The following is a 24791-nucleotide window of genomic DNA, read 5'->3' as shown; positions in this document are numbered from 1 at the left end:
TAAACCTCTAATTGTGAAGAATCCTAAAAGTAACACAAGAATCCCAAGTGTAATTTTGAAAATTGTTAATGAAATAGATAACCTCTCCTTTCAGTAACAAGTCTTGTTATGTTTATAATAGCATAAAAGTAATATATTTCCTGTTTCTTTAGAGTATTTTAATTTTCTGCCGAATATATAATATCTAAATTCCCGTTTTGATCCGTTTTAAAAATAGGTGCAATTTGATCTTGCTGTTCATCTACTAACACAAGCTTCCGGGCACGGTCCATAATTCTAACAAGCATCGCATAATCTTCTTCGATTGCTTGTTGTTTTTTCGTTAAAGATGCTAGTTTGACTTCTAGTTCATCGTTTGTTTTTTGTAAGGAGGCAAGCTTTGTATGCAAGTCTTCATTTTCAATTTGTATCTTTTCTAAGTGAGGATTATTATGCCCTAGGTTTTGCAAGAATGAGATTACATCTTGCATTGTAAGAGAATGTTTATTAGAAACGATTGCTTCGGAAAAATCAGCATCAATTACGACTTTTTGTTTTGGTTTTAGCTTTAATAGTTGCTCTTTTTCTACATTTGCTTCCGAACGCTTTAACTCTTTTCTTTGCTTCTTAGCGAGCTGTACAGCATCCTCATAATTTTGTCTGACTTCAGCATTCCAGCGAAAACCACAAGCAGCTGAAGTCCGGTTTAATTTGTCTCCAACTTCATCGAACGCTTTCAGCTGAGTACTTCCACTGCGAATATGTCGTAAAACGGTTTCTGCTAAAAGGAGATCGTCTTCTCTTGTCCATGCATCTTGGCGCGTTTTCATAAGCGAAACCTCCATTATCATGTCGTTTTCGCTTAGATTACCCTTTTGGTTTGCTTTTATACGAACTTTGCAATCTTTCATATACGCCTGAAAGTGCTTGTTCGAATTTCCCCGTTGTTTTCGGCTTATAATATTGCTTGTTTTTTATTTTATCTGGTAAGTATTGCTGCTGTACCCATCCATTTGGATAATCATGTGGATATAAGTATCCAATACCTCTACCTAATGATTCAGCACCTCTATAGTGACTATCTTTTAAATGACTTGGGATATCGCCAGTTTGTCCGTTTCGCAAGTCGTGAAGTGCTGCATCAAGTGCCTTGTATGCTGAATTTGATTTTGGAGAAAGACAAAGTTCGATAACTGCATTGGCAAGCGGAATGCGAGCTTCTGGAAAACCAACACGTTCTGCCGACTCAATCGCAGCAAGTGTACGGGGACCTGCTTGCGGGCTAGCCAGTCCAATGTCTTCATATGCCATAATAAGAAGACGTCTCCCGATACTTTGTAAGTCACCAGCTTCAATAAGGCGCGCTAAATAATGAAGTGCAGCGTTCACATCGCTTCCGCGAACTGATTTTTGAAAGGCAGATAGGACATCATAATGAGCATCTCCGCCTTTGTCGTGAACAAAACTCTTTTTCTGTAAACATTCTTCAGCAATTTCTAATGTGATTTCGGTTGATTGATCGTCTGTTGTAAAGCTAGATAAAACAGCAAGTTCAAGTGCGTTATAAGCCGATCGCATATCTCCGCCAGAGGCATTTGCAAAGTGACACATTGCTTCATCTGTAACAGTTACATGATATTCACCTAAACCTTTTTCTTTATCTTCAAGCGCTCGTTTTAAGCCGATTAAAATATCATTTTCTGTTAGTGCGTGTAGTTCAAAGATTTGACATCGGCTACGAATGGCAGAGTTAATCGCATGGAATGGATTACTTGTTGTTGCGCCAATTAAGGTCAGAAGCCCGCTTTCTAAGTGAGGTAATAAGAAGTCTTGTTTTGCTTTATCTAGGCGGTGAACTTCATCTAAAATTAAAACAAGGTGGCGGTGCATCTTTGCTTCTTGCACGACAACTTCCATGTCTTTTTTATTATGAGTAACAGCATTTAATAGGCGAAAGGGCGTCCCTGTACTGCCGGCAATTGCACTAGCAATCGATGTTTTTCCAGTTCCGGGTGGACCGTATAAAATCATCGATTGGAAATGGTTTGCCTGAACCATTCGCCATAAAATTTTCCCTTCACCAACTAAATGCTCTTGACCAATTATTTCTTTAATATTTGTCGGACGCATTCGGTGTGCGAGTGGTTGTTTCATTATGACCGTCTCCCTTAATATGTAATCATATTCTATGGTATCATCTTTTTTATGGAAAATTGAAATATACTACTGTATTTATAAGTAATTCTGCTTAATTTTTTCATTCTTCTCTTTATTGTAATAATTACCGAGTTTTTCAATGTGATTTTATGTTATCATTTTGATACATAAGTTGAAATTTCTTATAATACTATATTATGCTATAATTTCATAGGATTTTGATTTTAAAATTGTGTTCTTCTTACGAATAAAGATTTAACTAATAGAAGTGAAATTTTGAAAAGAGGTGCGAAATAGATGAAAATTTCAACGAAAGGCCGTTACGGCTTAACAATTATGATTGATCTTGCGAAGAAGTTTGGTGAGGGTCCAATTTCTTTAAAATCAATTGCGCAAGCGCATGACCTATCTGAACATTACTTAGAGCAATTAATCTCTCCACTTCGTAACGCTCGTCTTGTAAAAAGTACGCGTGGTGCATATGGTGGTTATGTATTATCTGACCAACCAGCTAATATTACGGCTGGCGATGTAATTCGTGTTTTAGAAGGCCCAATTAGCGTTGTTGAAATGATAGAAGAGGAAGAACCAGCACAGCGCCAGTTGTGGATGCGTGTTCGTGATGCAGTACAAGAAGTATTAGATAGTACAACTCTAGAAGATTTAGTACGTTATGAGGAAGAGAATCATGGGGGTTATATGTTTTACATTTAATTCCTTGTGAAACGATTTGGAAAGAAGGAGATCTGATGGAACGCATTTACTTAGATCATGCTGCGACATCTCCGGCTCACCCAGAAGTAGTCGAAAAGATGATTCCATATATGACAGAAATATTTGGTAATCCGTCTAGTATTCATTTTTATGGACGCCAAACGCGCCATGCTGTAGATGAAGCAAGACGTGTTTGTGCACGTAGCATTCATGCAAATCCAAATGAAATTATTTTTACAAGCGGTGGTACGGAGGCTGATAATTTAGCACTTTTAGGTGTGGCACGTGCAAACCGCAATAAAGGAAATCATATTATTACGACGCAGATTGAACATCACGCTATTTTGCATACATGTGAAGCGTTAGAGCGAGAAGGCTTTGAGGTGACGTATTTACCGGTTGATGAAACAGGTCGTGTTCAAGTTTCTGATGTAAAAGAGGCGTTAACAGATGAAACGATTCTCGTATCTGTTATGTTTGGAAATAATGAAGTTGGAACGGTTCAACCGATTGCAGAAATTGGAGAACTGTTAAAAGAACATCACGCTTATTTTCACACGGATGCTGTACAAGCCTACGGTTTAACAGCAATTGATGTTAAAGAGTTAGGCATTGATTTATTATCAATCTCAGCTCATAAAATTAATGGTCCAAAAGGTGTAGGTTATTTATATGCTAGCGCGCAAGTGAAGTTTGAATCGTTATTAACGGGCGGGGAGCAAGAGCGAAAACGTCGTGCAGGTACTGAGAATGTACCTAGCATCGTTGGGCTAGAGCAAGCTGTTAAGTTGGCAGAATCAACGCGTGAGCAAAAAATTGCCCAATATGAAGGATTTAAAGATATAATGGTATCTGTCTTTCAAAAAGAAGACATTACTTTCGAGGTAAACGGAAACTTAGAATATCGCTTACCACATGTGTTTAATGTAAGTTTCACAGGAATGGATATTGAGCCGTTTCTTGTAAACTTAGACTTAGCAGGTATTGCAGTATCAAGTGGTTCTGCATGTACAGCTGGTTCTATTGACCCATCGCATGTGTTAGTGGCGATGTTTGGAAAAGATTCCGATCAAATACGTTCATCCGTACGTTTTAGCTTTGGTCTTGGTAATACGAAAGAACAAGTGGAAAAAGCAGCGTACGAAACAGTGAAAATCGTGAAGCGATTAACACAAAAATAGCATGGGAGGTGACATGATGAACAAACTACCTCACGAAACGCGCGTTGTCATTGGGATGTCCGGTGGCGTCGATTCATCTGTAGCAGCTCTTTTATTAAAAGAGCAAGGTTATGATGTAATCGGGATTTTTATGAAAAACTGGGATGATACAGACGAGAATGGTTTCTGTACAGCAACGGAAGATTACAATGATGTAATCGAAGTGTGCAATCAAATCGGTATCCCCTATTATGCAGTAAACTTTGAAAAACAATATTGGGATAAAGTATTTACGTACTTTTTAGATGAGTACCGAGCTGGTCGTACGCCAAACCCAGATGTAATGTGTAACAAAGAAATTAAATTTAAAGCCTTTTTAGAACATGCGATTGCGCTTGGTGCCGATTATGTAGCGACAGGTCATTATGCACGTGTTGCTTATATCGATGGCGAATATAAAATGCTACGCGGTGTTGATGATAATAAGGATCAAACATATTTCTTGAATCAATTAAGCCAAGAGCAACTATCAAAAACAATGTTCCCGTTAGGCGAATTAAAGAAACCACAAATTCGTGAAATGGCAAAAGAAGCTGGTTTAGCAACAGCGACGAAAAAAGATAGTACAGGTATCTGCTTTATTGGTGAGCGTAACTTTAAAGATTTCTTAAGTAACTACTTACCAGCTCAGCCAGGTGTGATGCAAACACTATCTGGCGAAGTGAAAGGGAAACATGACGGTTTAATGTACTATACAATTGGACAACGTCATGGTCTTGGTATTGGTGGTAATGGTGATCCTTGGTTCGCTGTTGGGAAAAACTTGAAAGAAAATATTTTATATGTTGATCAAGGATTCCACAATGAGCTTTTATATGGTGATGAAGTCATTGCTACGAATATAGGTTGGGTAAGCAACAGAGCGAAAGAAAAGGAATTTAAGTGCACAGCGAAATTCCGTTATCGTCAAGAGGATAACAAGGTAACGGTTCAAATCGTTGATGATAATACAGTTCGTATTCTTTGCGATGAACCAATTCGTGCGATTACGCCAGGACAAGCAGTTGTTTTCTATGATGGAGATGAATGCTTAGGCGGTGCTACAATTGATGAAGTATACCGTAGTGGTAAGAAACTAGACTATTTAGGATGAAAAACGAGAAGCCTCTGCCGATTAGCGGTTAGAGGTTTCTTTTTCATAACAGCGAATTTTTGTTCGCTTGGAAAATAGATTATTTGTTATAATTTGTTGTAGAGGTGAAGAACATGTCAAATAAGCTTGAAGCAGGCATTCAATATATGCAAGAAGGAAACTGGGAAGAAGCAGCTAAAAATTTTACAGAGGCAATTGAAGAAAATCCGAAAGATGCACTTGGATACATTAACTTTGCGAATTTATTAGATGTGTTAGGAGATAGCGAACGTGCGATTTTATTTTATAAACGCGCATTAGAACTAGATGGGAAATCAGCTACTGCCTATTATGGACTTGGAAGCATATATTATGGACAAGAGCAATTTACAGAAGCAAAAGCTGCATTTGAGCAAGCAATGCAAGCTGGATTACAATCAGCTGATGTGACATTTATGCTAGGGATTACGTATGTACAGCTTGGAAATGATCGTCTTGCACTGCCATTTTTACAAAGAGCAACTGAATTAGATAGGGCAGATGTAGAAGCGGTATTCCAATGCGGATTATGCTTTGCACGACTAGAACATATTCAGGAAGCGAAACCTTATTTTGAAAAGGTTTTACAAATGGATGAAGAACATGCAGATGCGTACTATAATTTAGGTGTTGCGTACGTGTTTGAGGAAAATAATGAGAAAGCACTTGCTTTATTTAAGAAGGCGACTGAAATTCAACCAGATCACTTTTTAGCAGGGAATGGCATTCGTTTATTAGAGCAAGAAGCCGAATAGAAATCGTACCTTAACGCGCAGTTACCCCTCATCTAATGATAAGTAGAGAGGTGGGGGCTTTACTGCTCGTTAGAGTGAGAGAAATCGGAAAGGAGAGGAAACATGGGAAATCAACATGCAATGGATTTGTTTGAGGAAGAGCAAAAATTTATAAAAGCACAAGTTCTTCATACCATTTTCCACAACGAAGAAAACCTCTATTCCGTTGTCAGTATGAAAATCATTGAAACAAATGAAACATACGACGAAAAAAAAGTGATGATCAACGGTCACTTTCCCCGTATGCATGAAGATGAAGTATTTACATTGACAGGTCACTTTAAAGACCACCCAAAGTACGGAAAGCAATACTTAGTTGAAACATTTAAAAAAGAATTACCTCAAACAAAAACAGGTATGGTGCAATATTTAGCGAGTGATTTATTTAAAGGAATTGGGAAGCGAACAGCAGAAAAGATTGTTGATCATCTCGGAGAACATGCGATTTCTAAAATTATGGACGACCCTGCTGCATTAGAAGGTGTTGTAAACAAGCAGAAAGCGCAAGAAATTTATGACACAATTATTGAACACCAAGGGCTTGAAAAGGTCATGAGCTTTTTAAATGGTTATGGTTTTGGAACGAAGCTCTCGATTAAGATTTATCAGCAGTATAAAGAAATGACGCTTGAAGTGATTCGAAATAATCCATATCAGTTGATTGAAGAAGTCGATGGCATCGGTTTTGGAAGAGCTGACGATATAGGACGAGCGCTAGGGATATCTGGTAACCATAATGATCGTGTGAGAGCAGGATGTTTCTATACGTTAGAAAATGTTTCGCTCCAAGAAGGTCATGTGTTTATGGAAAAGGGTCAACTAGTTCGAGAAACCGTATCGCTTTTAAATAATCAAGAGGGTAATGTGACGGAAGAAGATATTTTGCAATGCGTTGAAATGATGCAAGGTGAAGGGAAAATCATTATAGAAGAAGACCGCATTTATTTAGCTTCGTTATTCTATTCCGAAAAGGGCGTTGTCAAATCAATCCGCCGTCTCATGAACCAAGAAGAGACGCCTTCATTTCCTGAAGCGGAAGTATTATTAACGTTAGGGAAAATTGAAGAGCAGCTAAAAGTACAGTATGCGCCGCTTCAACAAGAGGCAATTCAAACTGCGCTTCATAAGCCGATGATGTTATTAACCGGCGGACCTGGTACAGGGAAGACGACCGTTATTAAAGGAATTGTCGAAATGTATGCTTCCTTGCATGGTTTATCATTAAGCCCGCAAGATTACAGTGATGATAATCCGTTTCCGATTCTGTTAACAGCTCCGACAGGCCGCGCTGCGAAGCGGATGAGTGAGTCAACAGGGCTTCCTGCTTGTACGATTCACCGCTTACTTGGTTGGACGCCAGAAGGATCTTTCCAGCGTAATGAAACGGACCCTGTACAAGGAAAGTTACTTATCATTGATGAGTTTTCAATGGTTGATATTTGGCTCGCAAATCAATTGTTTAAATCATTACCAACAAACATTCAAGTAATTGTTGTAGGTGATGAAGATCAATTACCTTCTGTAGGGCCTGGACAAGTGTTGAAAGATTTATTAGATGCTGGTGCAATTCCGACAGTGAAGTTAACAGAGATTTACCGTCAAGCAGAAGGGTCATCCGTTATTCGGCTTGCCCATGCGATAAAAAATGGTACGCTGCCACCAGACTTAGCACAAAATAAAAAAGATCGTTCGTTTATTGGTTGCTCAGGTGCTCAAATTGTTGAGGTTGTAAAACAAGTATGTGAAAACGCGAAGACGAAAGGGTTTAATGCAAGAGATGTCCAAGTGTTAGCGCCTATGTATCGCGGTCCGGCAGGTATTAATGTGCTAAATGAGGCACTCCAAGAAGTATTTAATCCGAAGAAAGAAAAGAGTAGAGAAATTGCCTACGGTGATGTTGTGTATCGAACGGGTGATAAAGTATTGCAGCTCGTAAATCAACCAGAAAGCCAAGTGTTTAATGGTGACATTGGAGAAATTGTTTCTGTATTTTATGCAAAGGAAAATGTGGAGAAACAAGATATGGTTGTTGTTTCGTTCGATGGGATTGAAGTAACGTATATAAAGCCAGATTTAAATCAAATTACACATGCGTATTGTTGTTCAATTCATAAGTCACAAGGAAGTGAATTTCCAATTGTAATTATGCCGATTGTAAAGAGTTATTACCGCATGTTACGCCGTAATTTAATTTATACAGGTATTACGAGAAGTAAAAAGTTTCTAATTATTTGCGGAGAAGAATCAGCCTTTCAATCTGGTGTGAATCGTCTTGATGATTCCATGCGGCAAACAACGTTAGCTGGTCGCTTGCAGGAATCAAAAGGGGAAGTGCAAATGGTTACGATTGATGGCCAGGAGATGGATGTGGAAAACATTTCACCGTATGATTTTATGTAGCAAGGTGAAATTATATAGTGAAACTTTCAATATAGAGAGCGTTATTTTGAAAGTGTAAGGCAGTTCTAGTATGTATAAATGAGTGCAGTTTGGACATAATGGCGAATAGAATCTGGGAGACTGTAAGGAGATGAAAGCCATATGTTCAGTTGTCCAAATTGCAAAGGGAAAGACATTGGAAAAATAGGTGTCAACCAATTTTATTGCTGGAATTGTTATATTGAATTATCGGTTTCAAAGGGGAAAATCCATACGCATCAAGTAGAAGAAGATGGATCGCTTAGTTCTCTTGATGATTTATTTGATGAGAATGAACGAACCATCGGATAGTCAAAAAGGGGGATTTACTTTGAACGTACGCAATTCATTAATCGCATTAGGTATTGGAGCTGCGGCATATCAATATGCACGTAAACAAGATGTGTTTTCCAAACGTAATATGAAAAGAGCACGCAAAATGATTAAGTCTTATTTATAATCATTTCTATAAAGTGAAAAACTCCCTTCATTCTCAGGGAGTTTTTTCATGTGCTCGTATATAAATAAAAAAGTCCAATTTCAGAAAAAAGATAAGAAAGTCCGTAACATCCAATACCAAGAACTCCGTAATACCACAGCTGTTTCGCACGTTCTTTTCGTGTTGAACGCGTGAAGAGTCCCTTCCAAATACCAAAGCCAATACAGATCCATTCTAGTATCATGAAAAGTGTTGAAAGAATTAACATAAGCCAAACCATTTTATTCCTCCTCACATATTTGCGAGCTGACCTAAGTGCTTGTCCGTATGATGTTAAATATATGTAAGTTTTTTTAAAAACAGTATGGTCTGTATGGAAATGTTTTAGTTCAGTAATTTTTTAAAAGTTTTACACATAACCTTCTCTATTTCTTTTCAAAATAAGGATGGAGGAGGTTTTTCGCTTGAAGAATCTTAAAATTATTTGGATCTATCGATTAGGGTTATTGTTATTAGTGTTTTTATGTTTGCTCGTCTTTTTAAAAATTAAACCACTATGGGCGCCAATCATATTCGTGTTTAAAGTAGCAATTACACCATTTTTAATTGCTTGTTTCATCGCGTATTTACTGCATCCTTTAATTGAAAAATTATATAAAGAGGGAATGCCACGTACACTTGCGATTTTGCTTATTTATATTCTCTTTTTTGGTGGTCTCGGTTATGGAATTTATAAAGGGACACCGGTTGTGATTGCGCAGCTACAAGAAATCAATAAGCAATTCCCGCAGTTTATGAAAATGTATGATTCTTGGATGGACGGTGTGACAGAACAGACAGACAATTTCCCATCGTTTATTCATGAGAAAGTAAAGCAAATATTTGTCGGCATTGAGATGAAGATACAAGCACTTTTAAATAAGGTGATGAGTACAGCGCGTGGTGTACTGGATTCATTACTCATCATTTTCTTGATTCCTTTCATTGTATTTTACATATTAAAAGACTATGGAGAGTTTTATCACGTTTTTTGGAAGCTTGTTCCGAGTAAATGGCGTAGTACAGGACAAGTATTGGCGAAGGAGATCGATAAGTCACTTGGAAGTTATATTCGAGGGCAATTATTTGTTTGTTTAGTTTTAGGAGGAGTGTCCGCTCTTTCATTTTGGTTTATTGGGATGAAGTACCCACTGTTATTAGGCATTATTGTTGGGGTTACCGATATTATTCCTTACTTTGGACCAATTTTAGGAGCGATTCCGACGTTGATGATTGCGGCAACCGTATCCACGAACCTTTTTATTAAAGCGGGCATTGCACTTGCTATTTTACAATTTGTTGAAAGTAACATTCTCTCCCCATATATTGTTGGGAAGTCGTTACGTATGCATCCTGTTATTATTATGCTTGCTCTTTTGATTGGGGGAGAAATAGGTGGAATCGTCGGTCTTTTAATAGCAGTTCCTATTTTGGCGGTGATTCGAACCGTCATTGTTCATATAAAGCCACTCTGGAAACATTGACAAATGGAAACGGATTCGCTACAATTTTGGCATATAGCATATGATTTTAAATTGATGACGGAACGAGTATGTCACAGTCCATTTTTAGAGAGAAACTTCCATCGGCTGAAAGAAGTTTTAAATGAAGGGTGACAGAACGCTAATCCTGAGAGCAGCTAATCCCTGCCGTCTTGCCACGTTACGGCACCATGAGGTGATGAATCGAGAATGTATAAATCGGTTCATAATTAGGGTGGTATCGCGAGTTAACTCTCGTCCCTTTTATAGGGACGGGAGTTTTTTGTTTTTATGAAATTTCTTAAAGGAGGAAATATAGATGAAACAGTTAACAGGAGCACAAATTCGTCAAATGTTTTTAGACTTTTTCGAGGGAAAAGGGCATGCAATTGAACCAAGTGCATCATTAGTTCCGCATGAGGATCCATCTCTTTTATGGATCAACAGTGGTGTAGCGACATTAAAGAAATACTTTGATGGTCGTGTAATCCCGCAAAACCCACGTATTACAAATGCGCAAAAATCAATTCGTACAAACGATATTGAAAACGTTGGGAAAACAGCTCGTCACCATACATTCTTTGAAATGTTAGGAAACTTCTCAATTGGTGACTACTTTAAAGAAGAAGCAATTACATGGGCTTGGGAATTTTTAACGAGCGACAAATGGATTGGATTCGATAAAGAGTTACTATCTGTAACAATCCATCCAGAAGATGAAGAAGCATTTACAATTTGGAATGAGAAAATGGGTGTTCCGAAAGAGCGCATCATTCGTTTAGAAGAAAACTTCTGGGATATTGGTGAAGGACCAAGTGGACCGAACACAGAAATTTTCTATGACCGCGGTGAAGCTTACGGTAACGATTTTAGCGATCCTGAGTTGTATCCGGGTGGAGAAAACGAACGTTACTTAGAAGTATGGAACCTTGTATTCTCTCAATTTAACCATAATCCGGATGGCTCATATACGCCACTTCCAAAGAAAAACATCGATACAGGGATGGGTCTAGAGCGTATGACATCTATCGTTCAAGATGTACCTACAAACTTTGATACAGACCTATTTATGCCAATGATTGGTGCAACAGAATCAATTTCTGGTGAGAAATATCGCGGTGGCGATGTAGAAAAAGATATGGCGTTTAAAGTAATTGCAGACCATATCCGTACAGTAACATTTGCTGTTGGTGATGGAGCTCTTCCTTCTAACGAAGGCCGTGGCTATGTATTACGCCGTTTATTACGCCGTGCTGTACGTTATGCGAAGAAATTAAACATTAACCGTCCATTCATGTTTGAATTAGTACCGGTTGTTGGCGAAGTAATGAAAGACTTCTATCCAGAAGTTCTTGAAAAGAAAGACTTTATTGCAAAAGTTGTGAAAAATGAAGAAGAGCGTTTCCATGAAACACTTCATGATGGAGAAGCAATTTTAGCAGAGGTTATTGCAAAAGCAAAAGAAGAAAAAACGACTGCTATTTCTGGAGTAGATGCGTTCCGTCTATATGACACATATGGTTTCCCAATTGAATTAACAGAAGAATATGCAGAAGAAGCTGGTATGACGGTTGATCATACAGGTTTTGAAGCAGAGATGGAAAAACAACGTGAACGTGCACGTGCAGCTCGTCAAGACGTTGATTCTATGCAAGTTCAAGGCGGCGTACTTGGAGAAATTAAAGTAGCGAGTGAATTCGTTGGTTATGGTACAGTTGCGACAGAAAGTAATGTTGTTGCACTTGTGAAAAATGGCGAGTACACAGATAGCTTACAAGCAGGCGAAGAAGGACAATTAATGCTTGATGTAACACCATTCTATGCTGAGAGTGGCGGACAAATCGCAGACCGCGGTTACCTTCTTGCTGACGGTGTGAAAGTTCTTGTAAAAGACGTACAAAAAGCACCAAATGGTCAAAGCTTACACAAAATAGTTGTGGAAGAAGGAACGTTAACAAAAGAATCAGCTGTAAAAGCTATTATTGATACGAAGAACCGTAGCAGTGTTGTGAAAAACCATACAGCAACGCATATTTTACACCAAGCATTAAAAGATGTACTTGGAACACATGTTAACCAAGCTGGTTCTCTTGTAACATCAGAACGTCTACGCTTTGACTTCTCTCACTTCGGTCAAGTACAAGCTGACGAATTAGAAAAAATTGAGCGTATTGTAAACGAAAAAATTTGGGAAAGTATTGATGTTGAGATTTCTCAAAAAGCAATTGAAGAAGCAAAAGAAATGGGTGCAATGGCATTATTCGGTGAAAAATACGGAGATGTTGTACGCGTTGTCCAAGTAGGCGATTATAGCTTAGAACTTTGCGGTGGTTGTCACGTTGATAACACAGCATCTATCGGTATTTTCAAAATTGTTGCTGAGTCTGGTATCGGTGCTGGAACTCGTCGTATTGAGGCAGTGACTGGTAAATCTGCATACGAATTAATGAACGATCAAGTAAGTTTATTAAAAGAAGCTGCAGGCAAAATGAAAACAAATCCGAAAGATATTTTAACAAGAGTAGACGGTCTATTTACTGAAGTGAAACAACTTCAAAAAGAGAATGAATCTCTTGCTGCAAAATTAAGTAACATTGAAGCTGGAAACTTAACAGATTCAGTTGTTACAGTGGATGGAGTAAATGTATTAGCAACAAAAGTAAATGTTGCAGATATGAATAACTTACGTACAATGATGGATGACCTGAAAAATAAATTAGAGTCTGCAGTCGTTGTATTAGCAGCTGTAAATGAGGATAAAGTGAATATTCTAGCAGGTGTAACGAAAGATTTAATCAATCAAGGTTACCATGCAGGTAAACTTGTGAAAGAAGTTGCTTCTCGCTGCGGCGGTGGCGGTGGCGGCCGTCCTGACATGGCTCAAGCAGGTGGTAAAAACCCAGCGCAAGTGGATGATGCACTTGCATTTGTAGAAGAGTACGTTAAATCTGTTTCAAAATAAAGAGATAGTAGTGTACAATAGTAGGGAGAGGAGAGATTCTTCTCCCTATACTTACTACTTATAAGTGAGGTGCTTAAAATGGACGGTTTTGATAAAACAATGAAGTTTAACTTTCAAGATGAAAAACAGAGTGTCCATGTAAACGATGTACTTTTAACTGTGTATGATGCACTTCAAGAAAAAGGCTATAATCCGATTAACCAAATCGTCGGTTATTTATTAAGTGGAGACCCAGCATACATACCTCGTCATAAAGATGCACGAAGCATTATTCGCAAGTTAGAACGTGATGAATTGATTGAAGAGCTTGTGAAGTCTTATTTGAAACAACATCGTGAGGAGTAGTTTATGCGGATATTAGGTTTAGATGTTGGTACAAAAACAGTCGGCGTTGCGATTAGTGACGAAATGGGCTGGACAGCACAAGGTTTAGAAACGATTAAAATTAACGAAGAACGAGGTCAATTTGGTTTTGATCGTATTTCTGAGTTAGTAAAACAGTACAATGTGGACAAGATAATAGTAGGATTGCCAAAGAACATGAATGGTACAATCGGACCACGTGGTGAGGCTTGCCAGCAATTTGCACAATCCTTACGTGAACTGTTACAATTAGACGTCATGATGTGGGACGAGCGTCTGTCAACGATGGCAGCGGAACGTCTTCTTATTTCGGCTGATGTAAGTCGAAAGAAGCGAAAGCAAGTGATCGATAAGATGGCTGCAGTCGTGATTTTGCAAGGATATTTAGATAGTAAATAAGAGGTGACCAGAATGGAAGAAAATCAAATTACAATTGTAGACGAAAAAGGTAACGAGCATTTATGTGAAATTATTTTCACTTTCGATGCTGAAAAATTTGGCAAAAAATCTTATGTAGTCTTTTCTCCGATTGGTGAAGTTGACGAAGATGGCGAACAAATTTATGATGCAATGGCTTTCGAACAAAACGAAGAAGAGTCAGGTGGAACATTACTTCCAATCGAATCTGAAGAAGAGTGGGAAATGGTACAAGAAATGTTTAACACACTTGCTGAAGAAGAAGAGGGCGAAGCGTAATTCAGGTGAAGAAGATGGGCTGTACATGCAGTCCATCTTTTTTTGTATTCTCGTGCAAAATGACAGATTTTTTGTCGAAACTACATAATTGTTTGTAGTATAATGAGACGGATTGTATAAAATAAAAAACTATCTGCAAATGAATGAGCTTTGCTTTGGGTTTGTAGGGCATTGTATAGAGGATGTACATATGGTCTACAATGGAATAAGGAGGAAGAACTTTGATAGAGAATCAAGTGAAGAAGAAGCGTAGACACACACTTTTAATAGTGGTTATTGCACTACTTGTGGTCTGCGTGTCAGTCTATGCGTATATTTCATCTGCGTTAAAACCAGTTGATAGCGGGAATAAAAAAGAAATTGAAGTAGAGATTCCAAAAGGTTCATCTACAAGTAAAATCGGAGAGATTTTAGAAGAAAAAGGCGCTATTAAAAACGGTACAGTATTTAGCTTCTATGCAAAAGCTAAATCTAAAAATTTGCAGGCAGGTACATATTTGCTAAATTCGTCAATGAATGTAGATGATGTAATGGAACAAATGTCATCGGGTAATGTCCATCGTCCAGTTGCTTATAAATTGACGATTAAGGAAGGTGCACAAGTTGTTGAAATCGCAGATATAATTGCGAAGGAACTGAAATGGAATAAAGATGATGTTGTGCGCCAATTAAACGATAAGGCTTTTATTCAAAAAATGCAGCAAAAATATCCGATATTATTAACAAATAAAATTTTTGATGCCAATATTAAATATCCGTTAGAAGGCTACTTATACCCAGCGACATATTCTTTCTATAAAAAAGATACAACATTGGAAGAAATTGTGACGTCAATGCTTGAAAAAACGAATGCATTAATTGTTCAAAATGAGGCGAAAATGAAAGAAAAGCAGCTGGACGTTCACCAGCTTTTAACATTATCTTCTTTAATTGAGGAAGAGGCGACAGGGTTTACAGATCGTCAAAAGATCTCTAGCGTCTTTTATAATCGTTTAGCGAAAGGGATGCCGTTACAAACAGATCCGACAGTATTATATGCGCTTGGAAAGCATAAAGAACGTGTATTATATGAGGATTTAAAAGTAAATTCACCGTATAATACGTATGTTATAAAAGGATTACCTGTTGGACCAATTGCGAATTCTGGCAAGCATTCAGTACAAGCAGCGTTAGAACCTGCACAAACAGATTATTACTATTTCTTAGCAGCACCAAGTGGTGAAGTGTATTATGCAAAAACGTTAGAAGAACATAATGCATTAAAACAAAAATATATTACACAAAAGAAATGAAAATAGGAGGGAGAGCGAAAAGGGTCGCATATCCCTCTTTTTTATGATAAAATATATCGGGTTAAAAACTGGCAGAAGAATCGTTTTTAATATCAAAACGGGACGTACAAGCTAAGGGTGAAGCTGGCTTGTATTTTTATTGCATTCTATGTGTGAAAAGATAGAAACTGACACGTCATAGAGGCACTTCTCCATGTAAATAAGGAGGACCATTTATGGAGGATGCAGTTAACGAGTACCTATTATCATTTATTGATCCAAAAGATAAACTTATTCTTGAAATGGAACAGTACGCAGGTGAACATCATGTGCCAATTATGGATCGTCTTGGAATGGAGTTTATGTTGCAATTTTTACGTTTAATTGGGCCAAAAAGCATCTTAGAGCTCGGAACAGCAATTGGTTACTCCAGTATTCGTATGATGCAAGCTATCCCTAATTCTCGCATTGTGACAGTAGAACGAAATAGCGATCGATATGAAAAAGCACTTGAATATATAGAGCGTTCTTCTGTAAAAGAGCGTATTTCCGTTATTTATGGTGATGCATTAGAAACAGGTGAACAAGTGAATGAACATGGAACATTTGATGTTATTTTTATTGATGCCGCAAAAGGACAATATCGTCGCTTTTTTGACTTATATGAACCGTTATTAAATCCGGGGGGTGTCATTATTTCAGATAATGTTATGTACCATGGACTTGTAACGACAAAAGAAAAAATTGAAAATAGACGTACGCGTGGTTTGATTCGTCGTATTAAGACGTACAATGAATGGCTAATGAACCATGAAGGATATGATACAACTATTTTTCCGATTGGTGATGGAGTAGCCGTGAGTAAAAAGAGAGGGTGACAACAGTATGAAAAAACCTGAATTGTTAGTAACGCCAAGAGCGGTGGCGGACATTGAACCTCTTGCAAAAGCAGGGGCAAGTGCAGTAATGATCGGTGAGCAAAAGTTTGGCTTACGTTTAGCAGGGGAGTTCACGCGTGATGATGTGAAACAAGCTGTAAGCATTGCACATGAAAATGGTATGAAAGTATACGTAGCGATGAACGCTATGTTCCATAACGACAAAGTAGAAGAATTAAAAGACTACGTTGCATTCCTGCAAGAAGTACAGGTAGATGCAATCGTCTTTGGAGATCCTGCAGTATTAATGACTGTGCGTGAAGTAGCACCAAACATGCAAATGCATTGGAATACAGAAACGACAGCAACGAACTGGTTCACATGTAACTATTGGGGCCGTAAAGGTGCAAAACGTGCTGTGCTTGCACGTGAATTGAGCTTAGATGAAATTGTTGAATTAAAAGAAAACGCTGAAGTTGAAGTAGAAGTACAAATTCACGGTATGACATGCATGTTCCAATCAAAGCGTTCATTAGTTGGAAACTATTTTGAATATCAAGATCGTAATCTGGAGATTGAAAAGAAAAAGTATGAAGAAAATATGTTTTTACATGATCCAGAGCGTAATAACAAGTATCCGATTTATGAGGACGAAAATGGTACTCATATTATGAGTCCGAATGATATTTGTTTCATTGATGAGTTAGATGAACTTATCGATGCTGAAATCGATAGCTTGAAAATTGATGGTGTGTTAAAAAGTTCTGAATACATTATCCAAGTGACAAAGAAATATCGTAAAGCTATTGATTTATGTGTAGAAGATCGCGATGCGTATTATGACATGAAAGACGATTTATATAAAGAGATAGAAGAAATTCAACCAGTAAATCGTCCGTTAGATACAGGATTCTTCTTTAAAGAAACGGTTTACTAAACGAGGAGGGTGTAGGATATGACTGTACAAGAAATTTCACGAGTAATCGATGGAAAACGCGTTATTGTGAAAAAACCTGAATTGTTAATCCCTGCAGGTAATTTAGAGAAATTAAAAGTAGCTATTCATTACGGTGCAGATGCTGTATATTTAGGTGGACAGGAATTTGGTCTGCGTTCAAATGCAGGGAACTTTACGCTAGAAGAAATGGCAGAAGGCGTAGAATTTGCAAAGAAATATGGCGCGAAAATATATGTAACAACAAATATCTTTGCACATAATGAAAATATGGATGGATTAGAAGATTATTTAAGAGGGATTGAAAAAGCTGGTGTAACAGGTATTATTGTTGCAGACCCGCTTATTATCGAGACGTGTAAACGTGTAGCTCCTTCTGTTGAAGTACATTTAAGTACACAACAGTCTCTATCCAACTGGAAAGCAGCGCAGTATTGGAAAGAAGAAGGCTTGCATCGTCTTGTATTAGCTCGTGAAGTCGGCTATGAAGAAATGAAGGAAATTAAAGAAAACGTTGATATTGAAATTGAAGCGTTCGTCCATGGGGCAATGTGCATTGCATACTCTGGAAGATGTACATTAAGTAATCATATGACAGCACGTGACTCGAACCGTGGTGGTTGTTGTCAGTCATGTCGTTGGGATTATGACCTAGTTCAAGCAGTATCACAACATAAAGAAGCAGAAGAGCTTCCTTTATTCCAAGAAGGCGATGCACACTTTGCAATGAGTCCAAAAGACTTAAACTTGATCCTTTCAATTCCGAAAATGATTGAAATTGGAATTGACAGCTTGAAGATTGAAGGACGCATGAAATCTATTCACTACGTAGCAACAGTAGCAACTGTGTACCGCAAAGTAATTGATGCATATTGCGCGGATCCTGATAACTTTGAGTTTAAACAAGAATGGTTAGATGAGCTCGATAAATGTGCAAATCGTGATACAGCGCCTGCATTCTTTGAAGGAGTTCCAGGATACCAAGAACAAATGTATGGAAATCATAGTAAGAAAACAACGTATGATTTTGCTGGTTTAGTGTTAGATTATAATGAAGAAACAGGCATTGTCACAATCGAACAACGTAACTACTTCAAACCAGGGCATGAGGTTGAGTTCTTTGGGCCAGAAATAGAAAACTTTACACAAACGGTGGAGAAAATTTGGGATGAGGATGGAAACGAATTAGATGCAGCGAGACATCCGTTGCAAATCGTGAAATTCAAAGTGGATCAACCAGTGTATGTGAATAATATGATGCGAAAAAGCATACATCAATAAGAAAGAGTGGTAGTTGAATGGGGACGAATAAGCCGGTTGTAATTGGAATCGCTGGTGGTTCAGGATCAGGTAAAACAAGTGTAACAAAAGCAATTTTTGATCAATTTCAAGGTCATTCCATTTTAATTTTGGAGCAAGATTATTATTACAAAGACCAAAGTCATCTGCCAATGGAAGAGCGTTTAAAAACAAATTACGATCATCCATTAGCGTTTGATAATGACTTATTAATTGAGCACTTACATCAGTTGCTTGCATATAAGCCGGTTGAGAAACCCGTATATGATTATACATTGCATACACGCTCAGAAGAAATTATTCCAGTTGAACCGAAAGATGTAATTATTTTAGAAGGGATTCTTATCTTAGAAGACCCGCGTCTTTGTGATTTAATGGATATTAAGGTGTTTGTTGATACGGATGCTGACCTTCGTATTTTACGTCGCATGCAACGTGATATTAAAGAGCGTGGCCGTACAATGGACTCTGTTGTTGAGCAGTATGTAAATGTTGTACGTCCAATGCACAACCAATTTATTGAGCCTTCTAAGAAATTTGCGGATATAATTATTCCAGAAGGCGGACAAAATCATGTTGCAATCGATATTATGGTCACAAAAATTGCAACAATTCTTGAACAAAAAGTGAATTTGTAATAGCATAGTAAAAGATATACGATAGGAAGGGATTTTTTCCCTTCCTATCGAATACAATGAAACATGCCAACCTCATCTATCTATAGGTGAGGGCATATTTATATGAACTTTCCATACATATCTTCTTTATATGAGGAAGAATTGGAAAATACGGGGTTGTATGTGACAACTCCGCTAGTGCATGTGTACTAGAAACCTCCGCTATAGGATAAAGCGGAGGAGTTTTCATATTGAACTCCTCTTTTTTTCGGGGGATTGGTATATAAAAGGAGTGGAAAACATGGCAACAGAAAAAACATACCCTATGACGCAAGAGGGTAAACAAAAATTAGAAAACGAAATTGAGCAATTAAAAACAGTAAGACGTAAAGAAGTTGTAGAGCGTATTAAAATCGCACGTAGCTTCGGTGATCTTTCTGAGAACTCGGAGTACGATGCAGCGAAAGATGAGCAAGCATTCGTAGAAGGACGTATTACACAACTAGAAAATATGATTCGTAACGCAGTTATCATTGAAGATAATGGCGAAGAGTCTACAGTTGTAACATTAGGTAAAACTGTAGTATTCAAAGAATTACCAGATGGAGATGAAGAAGCTTACACAATCGTTGGTAGCGCAGAAGCTGATCCATTTGAAGGAAGAATTTCTAACGATTCTCCAATCGCAAAAAGCTTATTAGGTAAGCAAATTGGTGAAAAGGTAGCAATCCAAACGCCAGGCGGAGAAATGCAAGTAGAGATTATCTCTGTAAAATAATAAAAAAGGTTCACTCATATGGGTGAACCTTTTTTATTTTTTCTCTTTTATTATCCCATTGCTCTCAAGATTCTGAGTGAAAAGTGCTATATAATCGTCCATGATAGTTTAGTTTGAGCGATAAAAGAGAAAGGATCCTTAAGGGAGTTTTCACTTTATTCGACATAATATGACGATGTAAGAGCTTTAATTCTGATATTATAAGTGAGGAATTTTATACTTTTATGTTTTGAAGTGTGAAGAGAGTTTAAAAGGGATAAGGAAGAGGGGCAGTTCATGAAAAAGAAATTATTTGCAGCACTCACTTGTGGCGTTATGATGACAGGATTAGCGGCATGTGGATCTATTGAGAAAACAAGTGTATCAAACGAATCGAAACCGAAACAAGAAGAAAAAAAGGATGATGCAGCAACTTCGTCTTCAAACAGCACACCGAATACAAAGGGGAACACGGAATTAGATAAGGATAAAAAGGAACAGAAATTCGAAGACTTTGCTCTAGAGTATCAGTTAGCTATTGTAATGAGAATGTTTCAGGATGTGACGATTAAGTATGATTATGCGATTGGTAATTCAGAATATTTGTTACAGGATACAATGGATCAGAAGACAATAGATGATATGAAGAATATGTTACAAGAACAGGCAAAGAATAATGATAAACTTTTTAAAGATGAAGTGAATCAAGCGTATACTTACTTAAATCAATCTAAAGTAAGTAATAAAGATGAAATTCAAAAGTTAATTAACGCAGAAAATGAATATTTAAAGATCGTAGACAAGATGATCGCATGTATTGATTCTGTAACGGTTGAGAATGCAAAAGAAAAAAGAAGTGAAATGCAAGCTTTACAACCGGATTATTTAAAAGCAGCAGCTCAAGTAACAACTACTACAATTGAGGTTGCAAAAAATTCAGGAATAGATGAAGAGAGTTTTAGGTCAATTCTTATGAAATTTCTAAAGCAGCCAAAAGATTTATAAAAATCATTCAATCATACAAGAAAAATACAAACTCTAATAATATTTCGTTCTGTATAAAAGGAATGACACCTCGTCTAAACTGAAAAGACGAGGTGTTTTTTATGAAAATCAAACGGAGAATTATCATCACCTTATTATGCTTTACATGCATCATGTTGCTATTGCTTGGAAGATTGGTACAAATACAGCTTATATCTACTGAATCATTTACAGATAAACATATAAATTTAATTGAAAAGAGTGTTACCCAGCGTACACAAGCAGTTACAGTGGATGATGGTAGGGGGCGTTTTATTGATCGAAATGGAGTAGAACTTGGTGAAGAAAAGTATTCAGTGTTAATTATTTTTCCATTTCTACAAATAAAAAATGACATGTTAGAGAAAATTGCGCATATCATTAGTGTGCCGGGACAAGACATAAATCTGCAAATGAAAGACAAACGAAAACCATTTATATTTCAAAGAGGTGATAAACCGTTTCAATTAACGAAAGAACAGGTGGAAAAGATTAATCGTGCGGATATGTTAGGCATGGTTGCAACTGAAGTAAGGGTGAAACAAATACCAGAAGCAGAACATTTAATTGGTGCAGTAGGAGAAAACGAGAATGAAATTCAAAAGCGATACGGGGAAATGAAGAAGTTCCCTATTCAAACACCGATTGGTATTTCAGGACTTCAACAATCATTTGATGAATTTTTAATGACTGATGGTGAAACGAAAGTGTTGTATCAAGTGGACAGACAGGGCGAACCGATTTTTGGGAAACGTGCAAAATATACATCTCCTGGAAATCCTTTTTATCCAGTTACGATTCAAACAACGATAGAAAAGTCTTTGCAACAAAAAGCAGAAGAGCTTGTGCAAATGCATGGAATAAAAAACGGTGGATTGGTACTACTTGATGTGAAGAAGAGTGAAATTTTAGCAATGGTGAGTAAACCATCTTTACAGACGAATGATAAGCGTACGTATCAAAAAACGATGGAAAACCAAATGCTAACGCCTCATTTTCCTGGTTCTATTTTTAAAACAGTTGTAGCGGCCGCGGCAATTGATAATGATATAATTCAATCTCATCGTATGTTTAACTGTGATACAGATCCGTATGGCGAAAATACTCCGCAGGTTATGATGGGGAAATTAAGCTTCACAGAGAGCTTTGCTAGGAGTTGTAACAGGACATTTGCTGTGCTTGGTGATGAATTGATGCAAAAGGATAAACATGTAATGGAAACGTATTTAGAAGCGCTAGGAGCGAGTGAGAAGGTAGGATGGAAAGGGCAAGTGTTTCATACGTCTGGGTTTAAACAGTTGATAGAAGAGAAAAAAGCAATTGTTTGGAATGAAGAAGAAACTAAGATGAGTCACAAAGCAATCGCCCAAACGGCGATTGGGCAAAAGGATGTAAGAATATCCCCTTTAGCTGTTGCAAATATGATGGCGACGATTGCAAGAAATGGAGAGAAGAAAGAAGTAAAAGCTGTAAAAGAAATACGGTACAAAAATGGCACAAGATTTTTTCATTTTGAAGATCATAAATTGCAGGGGCGACAACTCTCTTATCATACAGTGAAACAAGTGCAATCACTATTAAGAAAAGTAGTAACGATGGAGAAAGGAACAGGTACTACTTTTCAGTCATTACCGCTATCTGTTGCCGGAAAATCTGGGACGGCACAAACAGGAAAAGAAAATCGTGTAAATCGTTGGTTTGCGGGTTACTTCCCGTATGAAAACCCAAGATATGCGTTAGTAGTTGTTGACTTAGAAACGAATAATGAACAAAATACTGTAACACCGATTTTTAAAGAATTTGTAGAAGAGATTGCTCACTTGGAAAGTAGAAGGTAATCTTGCAATTTATTATCAAATGTTTTCATTTCGTGAAAAAATTACTGTAGTTATTCAACCTTTTAAGATTTAGTGTTACAATAGCAAGTAGGAAAAACTGCATGGAGGTTTGAAGAATGGCAGGAGGATCTAGATTCCAACAGAAACAACAAAAACGTCGTCAAAACGGTGTTTTAAATATTGCAATTGCTATTGTGTTATTAGCAGTACTTGTTGTAGCGTATCAAGTATTCTTTACTTCTGATACAACAGAGCAAGCATCTTCTCCAGACAAGAAAGTATCTCAGCAAACAACGAAAGATAATAAAACTGAGAAAACGAAAGAGAAAGAAGAAGCTAAGAAACAAGAGCAAGCAGCAGCGAAGAAAAAAGAGGACGAAGAGAAACAAAAAGCTGAGGAAGAAGCAAAAGCAAATGAAAAGGCCCCAGCTGAAAAAACACAGCCTAAAGCAACAGATGCTTATACGAAACCTTCTTGGAAGCCAGTTGGTACAACGCAAGGTGCAACACCGGCAATGACATTTCAACAAGGATCAGCAGATTGGAATGAGATGAAACAAGCAATTTCCGCTGCAATCGAAGTTCCAGTGGAACAATTGGTTATTCACCGCATTGGGAATAACGGTAAGCAAAAAGCGTACGGTAATGTTCAAGATAAACAAACTGGTAAAAGATATTATGTAAATATTGATTGGGTAGAAAATGAGGGTTGGAAACCAGCACTTGTTCAAACTCTAAACTAAAAAAGAGAGAGGTTCTTAGAACCTCTCTCTTTTTTAGTTAGCGTAATTTTTTTAATTTAAAATGAACAACTGCGCTGTAATAAGGTCTTTTGCTCTCGGGATCCATAACCATTTGATGAGAAATATGATGAACTTCCAGCATAAGTGCTTTGTTATTGTCAATTTGTTCGTTAATTTTCTTTTCTAAGGAAACTAAGTTTGGTGCTTCAAAAAATTCTACTTTATCTTCCAGCATTTCAAACGTAAATGACACAAAAAACGCTCCTCTCCATATAATCAAGTTAAGTGTAACAAAGAAAAGAAGGAAATACCATTTCCGTTTCAATTGACATTTTCGTAAAGAAAGCATATCATACTGATAAAACCGATAAGAAAAAGGGGAATTTTATATGGGTACAGAATTTAACGGTTTATTTGATGAGTGGGCTCATACGTACGATTCATTCGTACAAGGCGAAGATATACAATATAAAGAAGTTTTCGCTCGTTATGAGGAGATTTTAGAGGATGTAGTAAATAAATCATTTGGAAATGTATTAGAATTTGGTGTTGGTACTGGTAATTTAACAAATAAATTATTACTTGCTGGCCATACTGTTTACGGCATAGAGCCGTCACGTGAAATGCGTACAATCGCAAAGCAAAAGCTACCAGAAGGATTTTCAATTACAGAGGGAGATTTTCTTTCTTTTGATGTTCCCGATTCTATTGATACAATTGTAAGCACTTATGCGTTTCATCATCTAACAGATGAAGAAAAAGATGAAGCAATTGCGAGGTATAGTCAATTGCTTCATAAAGGTGGTAAAATAGTGTTTGCTGATACGATATTTGCAGATCAAGAAGCGTATGATAAAACTGTTGAAACTGCAAAACAAAGAGGTTTTCATCAGTTAGCAAACGATTTGCAAACAGAATACTATACACGTATTCCGATCATGCAATCTATTTTTGAAAACAATGGCTTCCATGTAACATTTACGAGATTAAATCATTTCGTTTGGGTAATGGAGGCAACTAAGCAATAGAAAGAGGGA

Annotated in this window: 26 protein-coding genes and 1 other annotated feature; of the genes, 22 read left to right on the top strand and 4 right to left on the bottom strand. The window is 37.3% G+C overall.

What is annotated here, in order from left to right:
* Nucleotides 1–158 precede the first annotated feature (158 nt).
* Both JDS96_RS10015 and JDS96_RS10010 read right to left on the bottom strand, forming a co-directional pair.
* Nucleotides 159–809, bottom strand: coding sequence for an RsfA family transcriptional regulator (locus tag JDS96_RS10015; protein WP_018765894.1), 651 nt, complete (start codon nt 807–809; stop codon nt 159–161).
* A gap of 37 nt (nt 810–846) precedes the next feature.
* Entirely contained in the window at nt 847–2133 is a 1287-nt protein-coding gene (locus JDS96_RS10010; protein WP_199666703.1) for a replication-associated recombination protein A, read from the bottom strand.
* 300 nt (nt 2134–2433) lie between these two features.
* On the opposite strand from JDS96_RS10010, the gene cymR reads away from it, so the two are divergent.
* The 7 genes from cymR (at nt 2434) to JDS96_RS09975 (ending at nt 8853) form a co-directional block, all read left to right on the top strand.
* A complete protein-coding gene (gene cymR / locus JDS96_RS10005) occupies nt 2434–2850 on the top strand; it encodes a cysteine metabolism transcriptional regulator CymR (protein ID WP_000704116.1) in 417 nt (138 codons plus the stop codon).
* 35 nt (nt 2851–2885) lie between these two features.
* Entirely contained in the window at nt 2886–4031 is a 1146-nt protein-coding gene (locus tag JDS96_RS10000; RefSeq protein WP_199666702.1) for a cysteine desulfurase family protein, read from the top strand.
* 16 nt (nt 4032–4047) lie between these two features.
* The gene (gene mnmA / locus JDS96_RS09995; protein ID WP_018782988.1) at nt 4048–5163 is read left to right on the top strand and encodes a tRNA 2-thiouridine(34) synthase MnmA; all 1116 of its coding nucleotides are present in this window, start codon (nt 4048–4050) and stop codon (nt 5161–5163) included.
* 113 nt (nt 5164–5276) lie between these two features.
* The gene (locus JDS96_RS09990) at nt 5277–5936 is read left to right on the top strand and encodes a tetratricopeptide repeat protein (RefSeq protein WP_003200488.1); all 660 of its coding nucleotides are present in this window, start codon (nt 5277–5279) and stop codon (nt 5934–5936) included.
* 102 nt (nt 5937–6038) lie between these two features.
* Nucleotides 6039–8375, top strand: coding sequence for an SF1B family DNA helicase RecD2 (gene recD2, locus JDS96_RS09985; RefSeq protein ID WP_199666701.1), 2337 nt, complete (start codon nt 6039–6041; stop codon nt 8373–8375).
* Between the two features lie 141 nt (nt 8376–8516).
* Nucleotides 8517–8705 carry a hypothetical protein gene (locus JDS96_RS09980; RefSeq protein ID WP_000490499.1) on the top strand — a complete coding sequence of 63 codons (189 nt, stop codon included), beginning with the start codon at nt 8517–8519 and terminating at the stop codon, nt 8703–8705.
* 19 nt (nt 8706–8724) lie between these two features.
* Nucleotides 8725–8853, top strand: a complete 129-nt coding sequence (locus JDS96_RS09975; RefSeq protein WP_001102898.1) for a YrzQ family protein — start codon at nt 8725–8727, stop codon at nt 8851–8853.
* Between the two features lie 46 nt (nt 8854–8899).
* On the opposite strand, the gene JDS96_RS09970 is transcribed toward JDS96_RS09975, so the two are convergent.
* Complete coding sequence (locus tag JDS96_RS09970; RefSeq protein WP_018765889.1) at nt 8900–9112, bottom strand: hypothetical protein; 213 nt, start codon at nt 9110–9112, stop codon at nt 8900–8902.
* Between the two features lie 166 nt (nt 9113–9278).
* On the opposite strand from JDS96_RS09970, the gene JDS96_RS09965 reads away from it, so the two are divergent.
* The 14 genes from JDS96_RS09965 to JDS96_RS09900 all read left to right on the top strand — a co-directional run bounded on the left by JDS96_RS09965 (nt 9279) and on the right by JDS96_RS09900 (nt 23754).
* The gene (locus JDS96_RS09965) at nt 9279–10355 is read left to right on the top strand and encodes an AI-2E family transporter (RefSeq protein ID WP_170957066.1); all 1077 of its coding nucleotides are present in this window, start codon (nt 9279–9281) and stop codon (nt 10353–10355) included.
* Nucleotides 10356–10400: 45 nt separating this feature from the next.
* Nucleotides 10401–10618: a binding site (T-box leader), on the top strand.
* Nucleotides 10619–10671: 53 nt separating this feature from the next.
* Complete coding sequence (gene alaS, locus JDS96_RS09960; RefSeq protein WP_097794463.1) at nt 10672–13314, top strand: alanine--tRNA ligase; 2643 nt, start codon at nt 10672–10674, stop codon at nt 13312–13314.
* 78 nt (nt 13315–13392) lie between these two features.
* Nucleotides 13393–13659: an IreB family regulatory phosphoprotein gene (locus JDS96_RS09955; protein ID WP_000348589.1), complete on the top strand. Its 267-nt coding sequence runs from the start codon at nt 13393–13395 to the stop codon at nt 13657–13659.
* A gap of 3 nt (nt 13660–13662) precedes the next feature.
* Nucleotides 13663–14076, top strand: a complete 414-nt coding sequence (gene ruvX, locus JDS96_RS09950; protein ID WP_003200502.1) for a Holliday junction resolvase RuvX — start codon at nt 13663–13665, stop codon at nt 14074–14076.
* A 12-nt stretch (nt 14077–14088) separates the two neighbouring features.
* Nucleotides 14089–14373 (top strand): DUF1292 domain-containing protein, encoded by a 285-nt coding sequence (locus tag JDS96_RS09945; protein ID WP_003200504.1) that lies wholly within the window; start codon nt 14089–14091, stop codon nt 14371–14373.
* Nucleotides 14374–14594: 221 nt separating this feature from the next.
* Nucleotides 14595–15665: an endolytic transglycosylase MltG gene (gene mltG, locus JDS96_RS09940; RefSeq protein WP_018765887.1), complete on the top strand. Its 1071-nt coding sequence runs from the start codon at nt 14595–14597 to the stop codon at nt 15663–15665.
* Between the two features lie 215 nt (nt 15666–15880).
* Entirely contained in the window at nt 15881–16522 is a 642-nt protein-coding gene (locus JDS96_RS09935) for an O-methyltransferase (RefSeq protein WP_003200510.1), read from the top strand.
* Between the two features lie 7 nt (nt 16523–16529).
* Entirely contained in the window at nt 16530–17459 is a 930-nt protein-coding gene (locus tag JDS96_RS09930; RefSeq protein WP_097836811.1) for a peptidase U32 family protein, read from the top strand.
* A gap of 18 nt (nt 17460–17477) precedes the next feature.
* Nucleotides 17478–18758, top strand: coding sequence for a peptidase U32 family protein (locus JDS96_RS09925; RefSeq protein ID WP_003200513.1), 1281 nt, complete (start codon nt 17478–17480; stop codon nt 18756–18758).
* Nucleotides 18759–18775: 17 nt separating this feature from the next.
* Nucleotides 18776–19414: a uridine kinase gene (gene udk / locus JDS96_RS09920; RefSeq protein WP_003200515.1), complete on the top strand. Its 639-nt coding sequence runs from the start codon at nt 18776–18778 to the stop codon at nt 19412–19414.
* Nucleotides 19415–19694: 280 nt separating this feature from the next.
* Complete coding sequence (greA, locus tag JDS96_RS09915; protein ID WP_003208577.1) at nt 19695–20171, top strand: transcription elongation factor GreA; 477 nt, start codon at nt 19695–19697, stop codon at nt 20169–20171.
* A gap of 276 nt (nt 20172–20447) precedes the next feature.
* The gene (locus tag JDS96_RS09910; RefSeq protein ID WP_199666700.1) at nt 20448–21155 is read left to right on the top strand and encodes a hypothetical protein; all 708 of its coding nucleotides are present in this window, start codon (nt 20448–20450) and stop codon (nt 21153–21155) included.
* Nucleotides 21156–21256: 101 nt separating this feature from the next.
* Nucleotides 21257–23011 (top strand): peptidoglycan D,D-transpeptidase FtsI family protein, encoded by a 1755-nt coding sequence (locus JDS96_RS09905; RefSeq protein ID WP_199666699.1) that lies wholly within the window; start codon nt 21257–21259, stop codon nt 23009–23011.
* Between the two features lie 116 nt (nt 23012–23127).
* Nucleotides 23128–23754 (top strand): YrrS family protein, encoded by a 627-nt coding sequence (locus tag JDS96_RS09900; protein ID WP_003200523.1) that lies wholly within the window; start codon nt 23128–23130, stop codon nt 23752–23754.
* Between the two features lie 37 nt (nt 23755–23791).
* Here the strand turns inward: JDS96_RS09900 and JDS96_RS09895 are convergent, their stop codons facing one another.
* On the bottom strand, nt 23792–24007 hold the full coding sequence (locus JDS96_RS09895; protein ID WP_000010988.1) for a YrzA family protein: 216 nt from the start codon (nt 24005–24007) through the stop codon (nt 23792–23794).
* Between the two features lie 136 nt (nt 24008–24143).
* Here JDS96_RS09895 and JDS96_RS09890 point away from each other — a divergent pair, with 136 nt between their 5' ends.
* A complete protein-coding gene (locus JDS96_RS09890) occupies nt 24144–24782 on the top strand; it encodes a class I SAM-dependent methyltransferase (protein WP_199666698.1) in 639 nt (212 codons plus the stop codon).
* Nucleotides 24783–24791 lie beyond the last annotated feature (9 nt).

Source organism: Bacillus cereus group sp. N21 (assembly GCF_016483395.1).
In the GTDB taxonomy this organism is placed as follows: Bacteria; Bacillota; Bacilli; order Bacillales; family Bacillaceae_G; genus Bacillus_A; species Bacillus_A pseudomycoides.
This window is presented reverse-complemented; position numbering and strand designations above follow the sequence as displayed.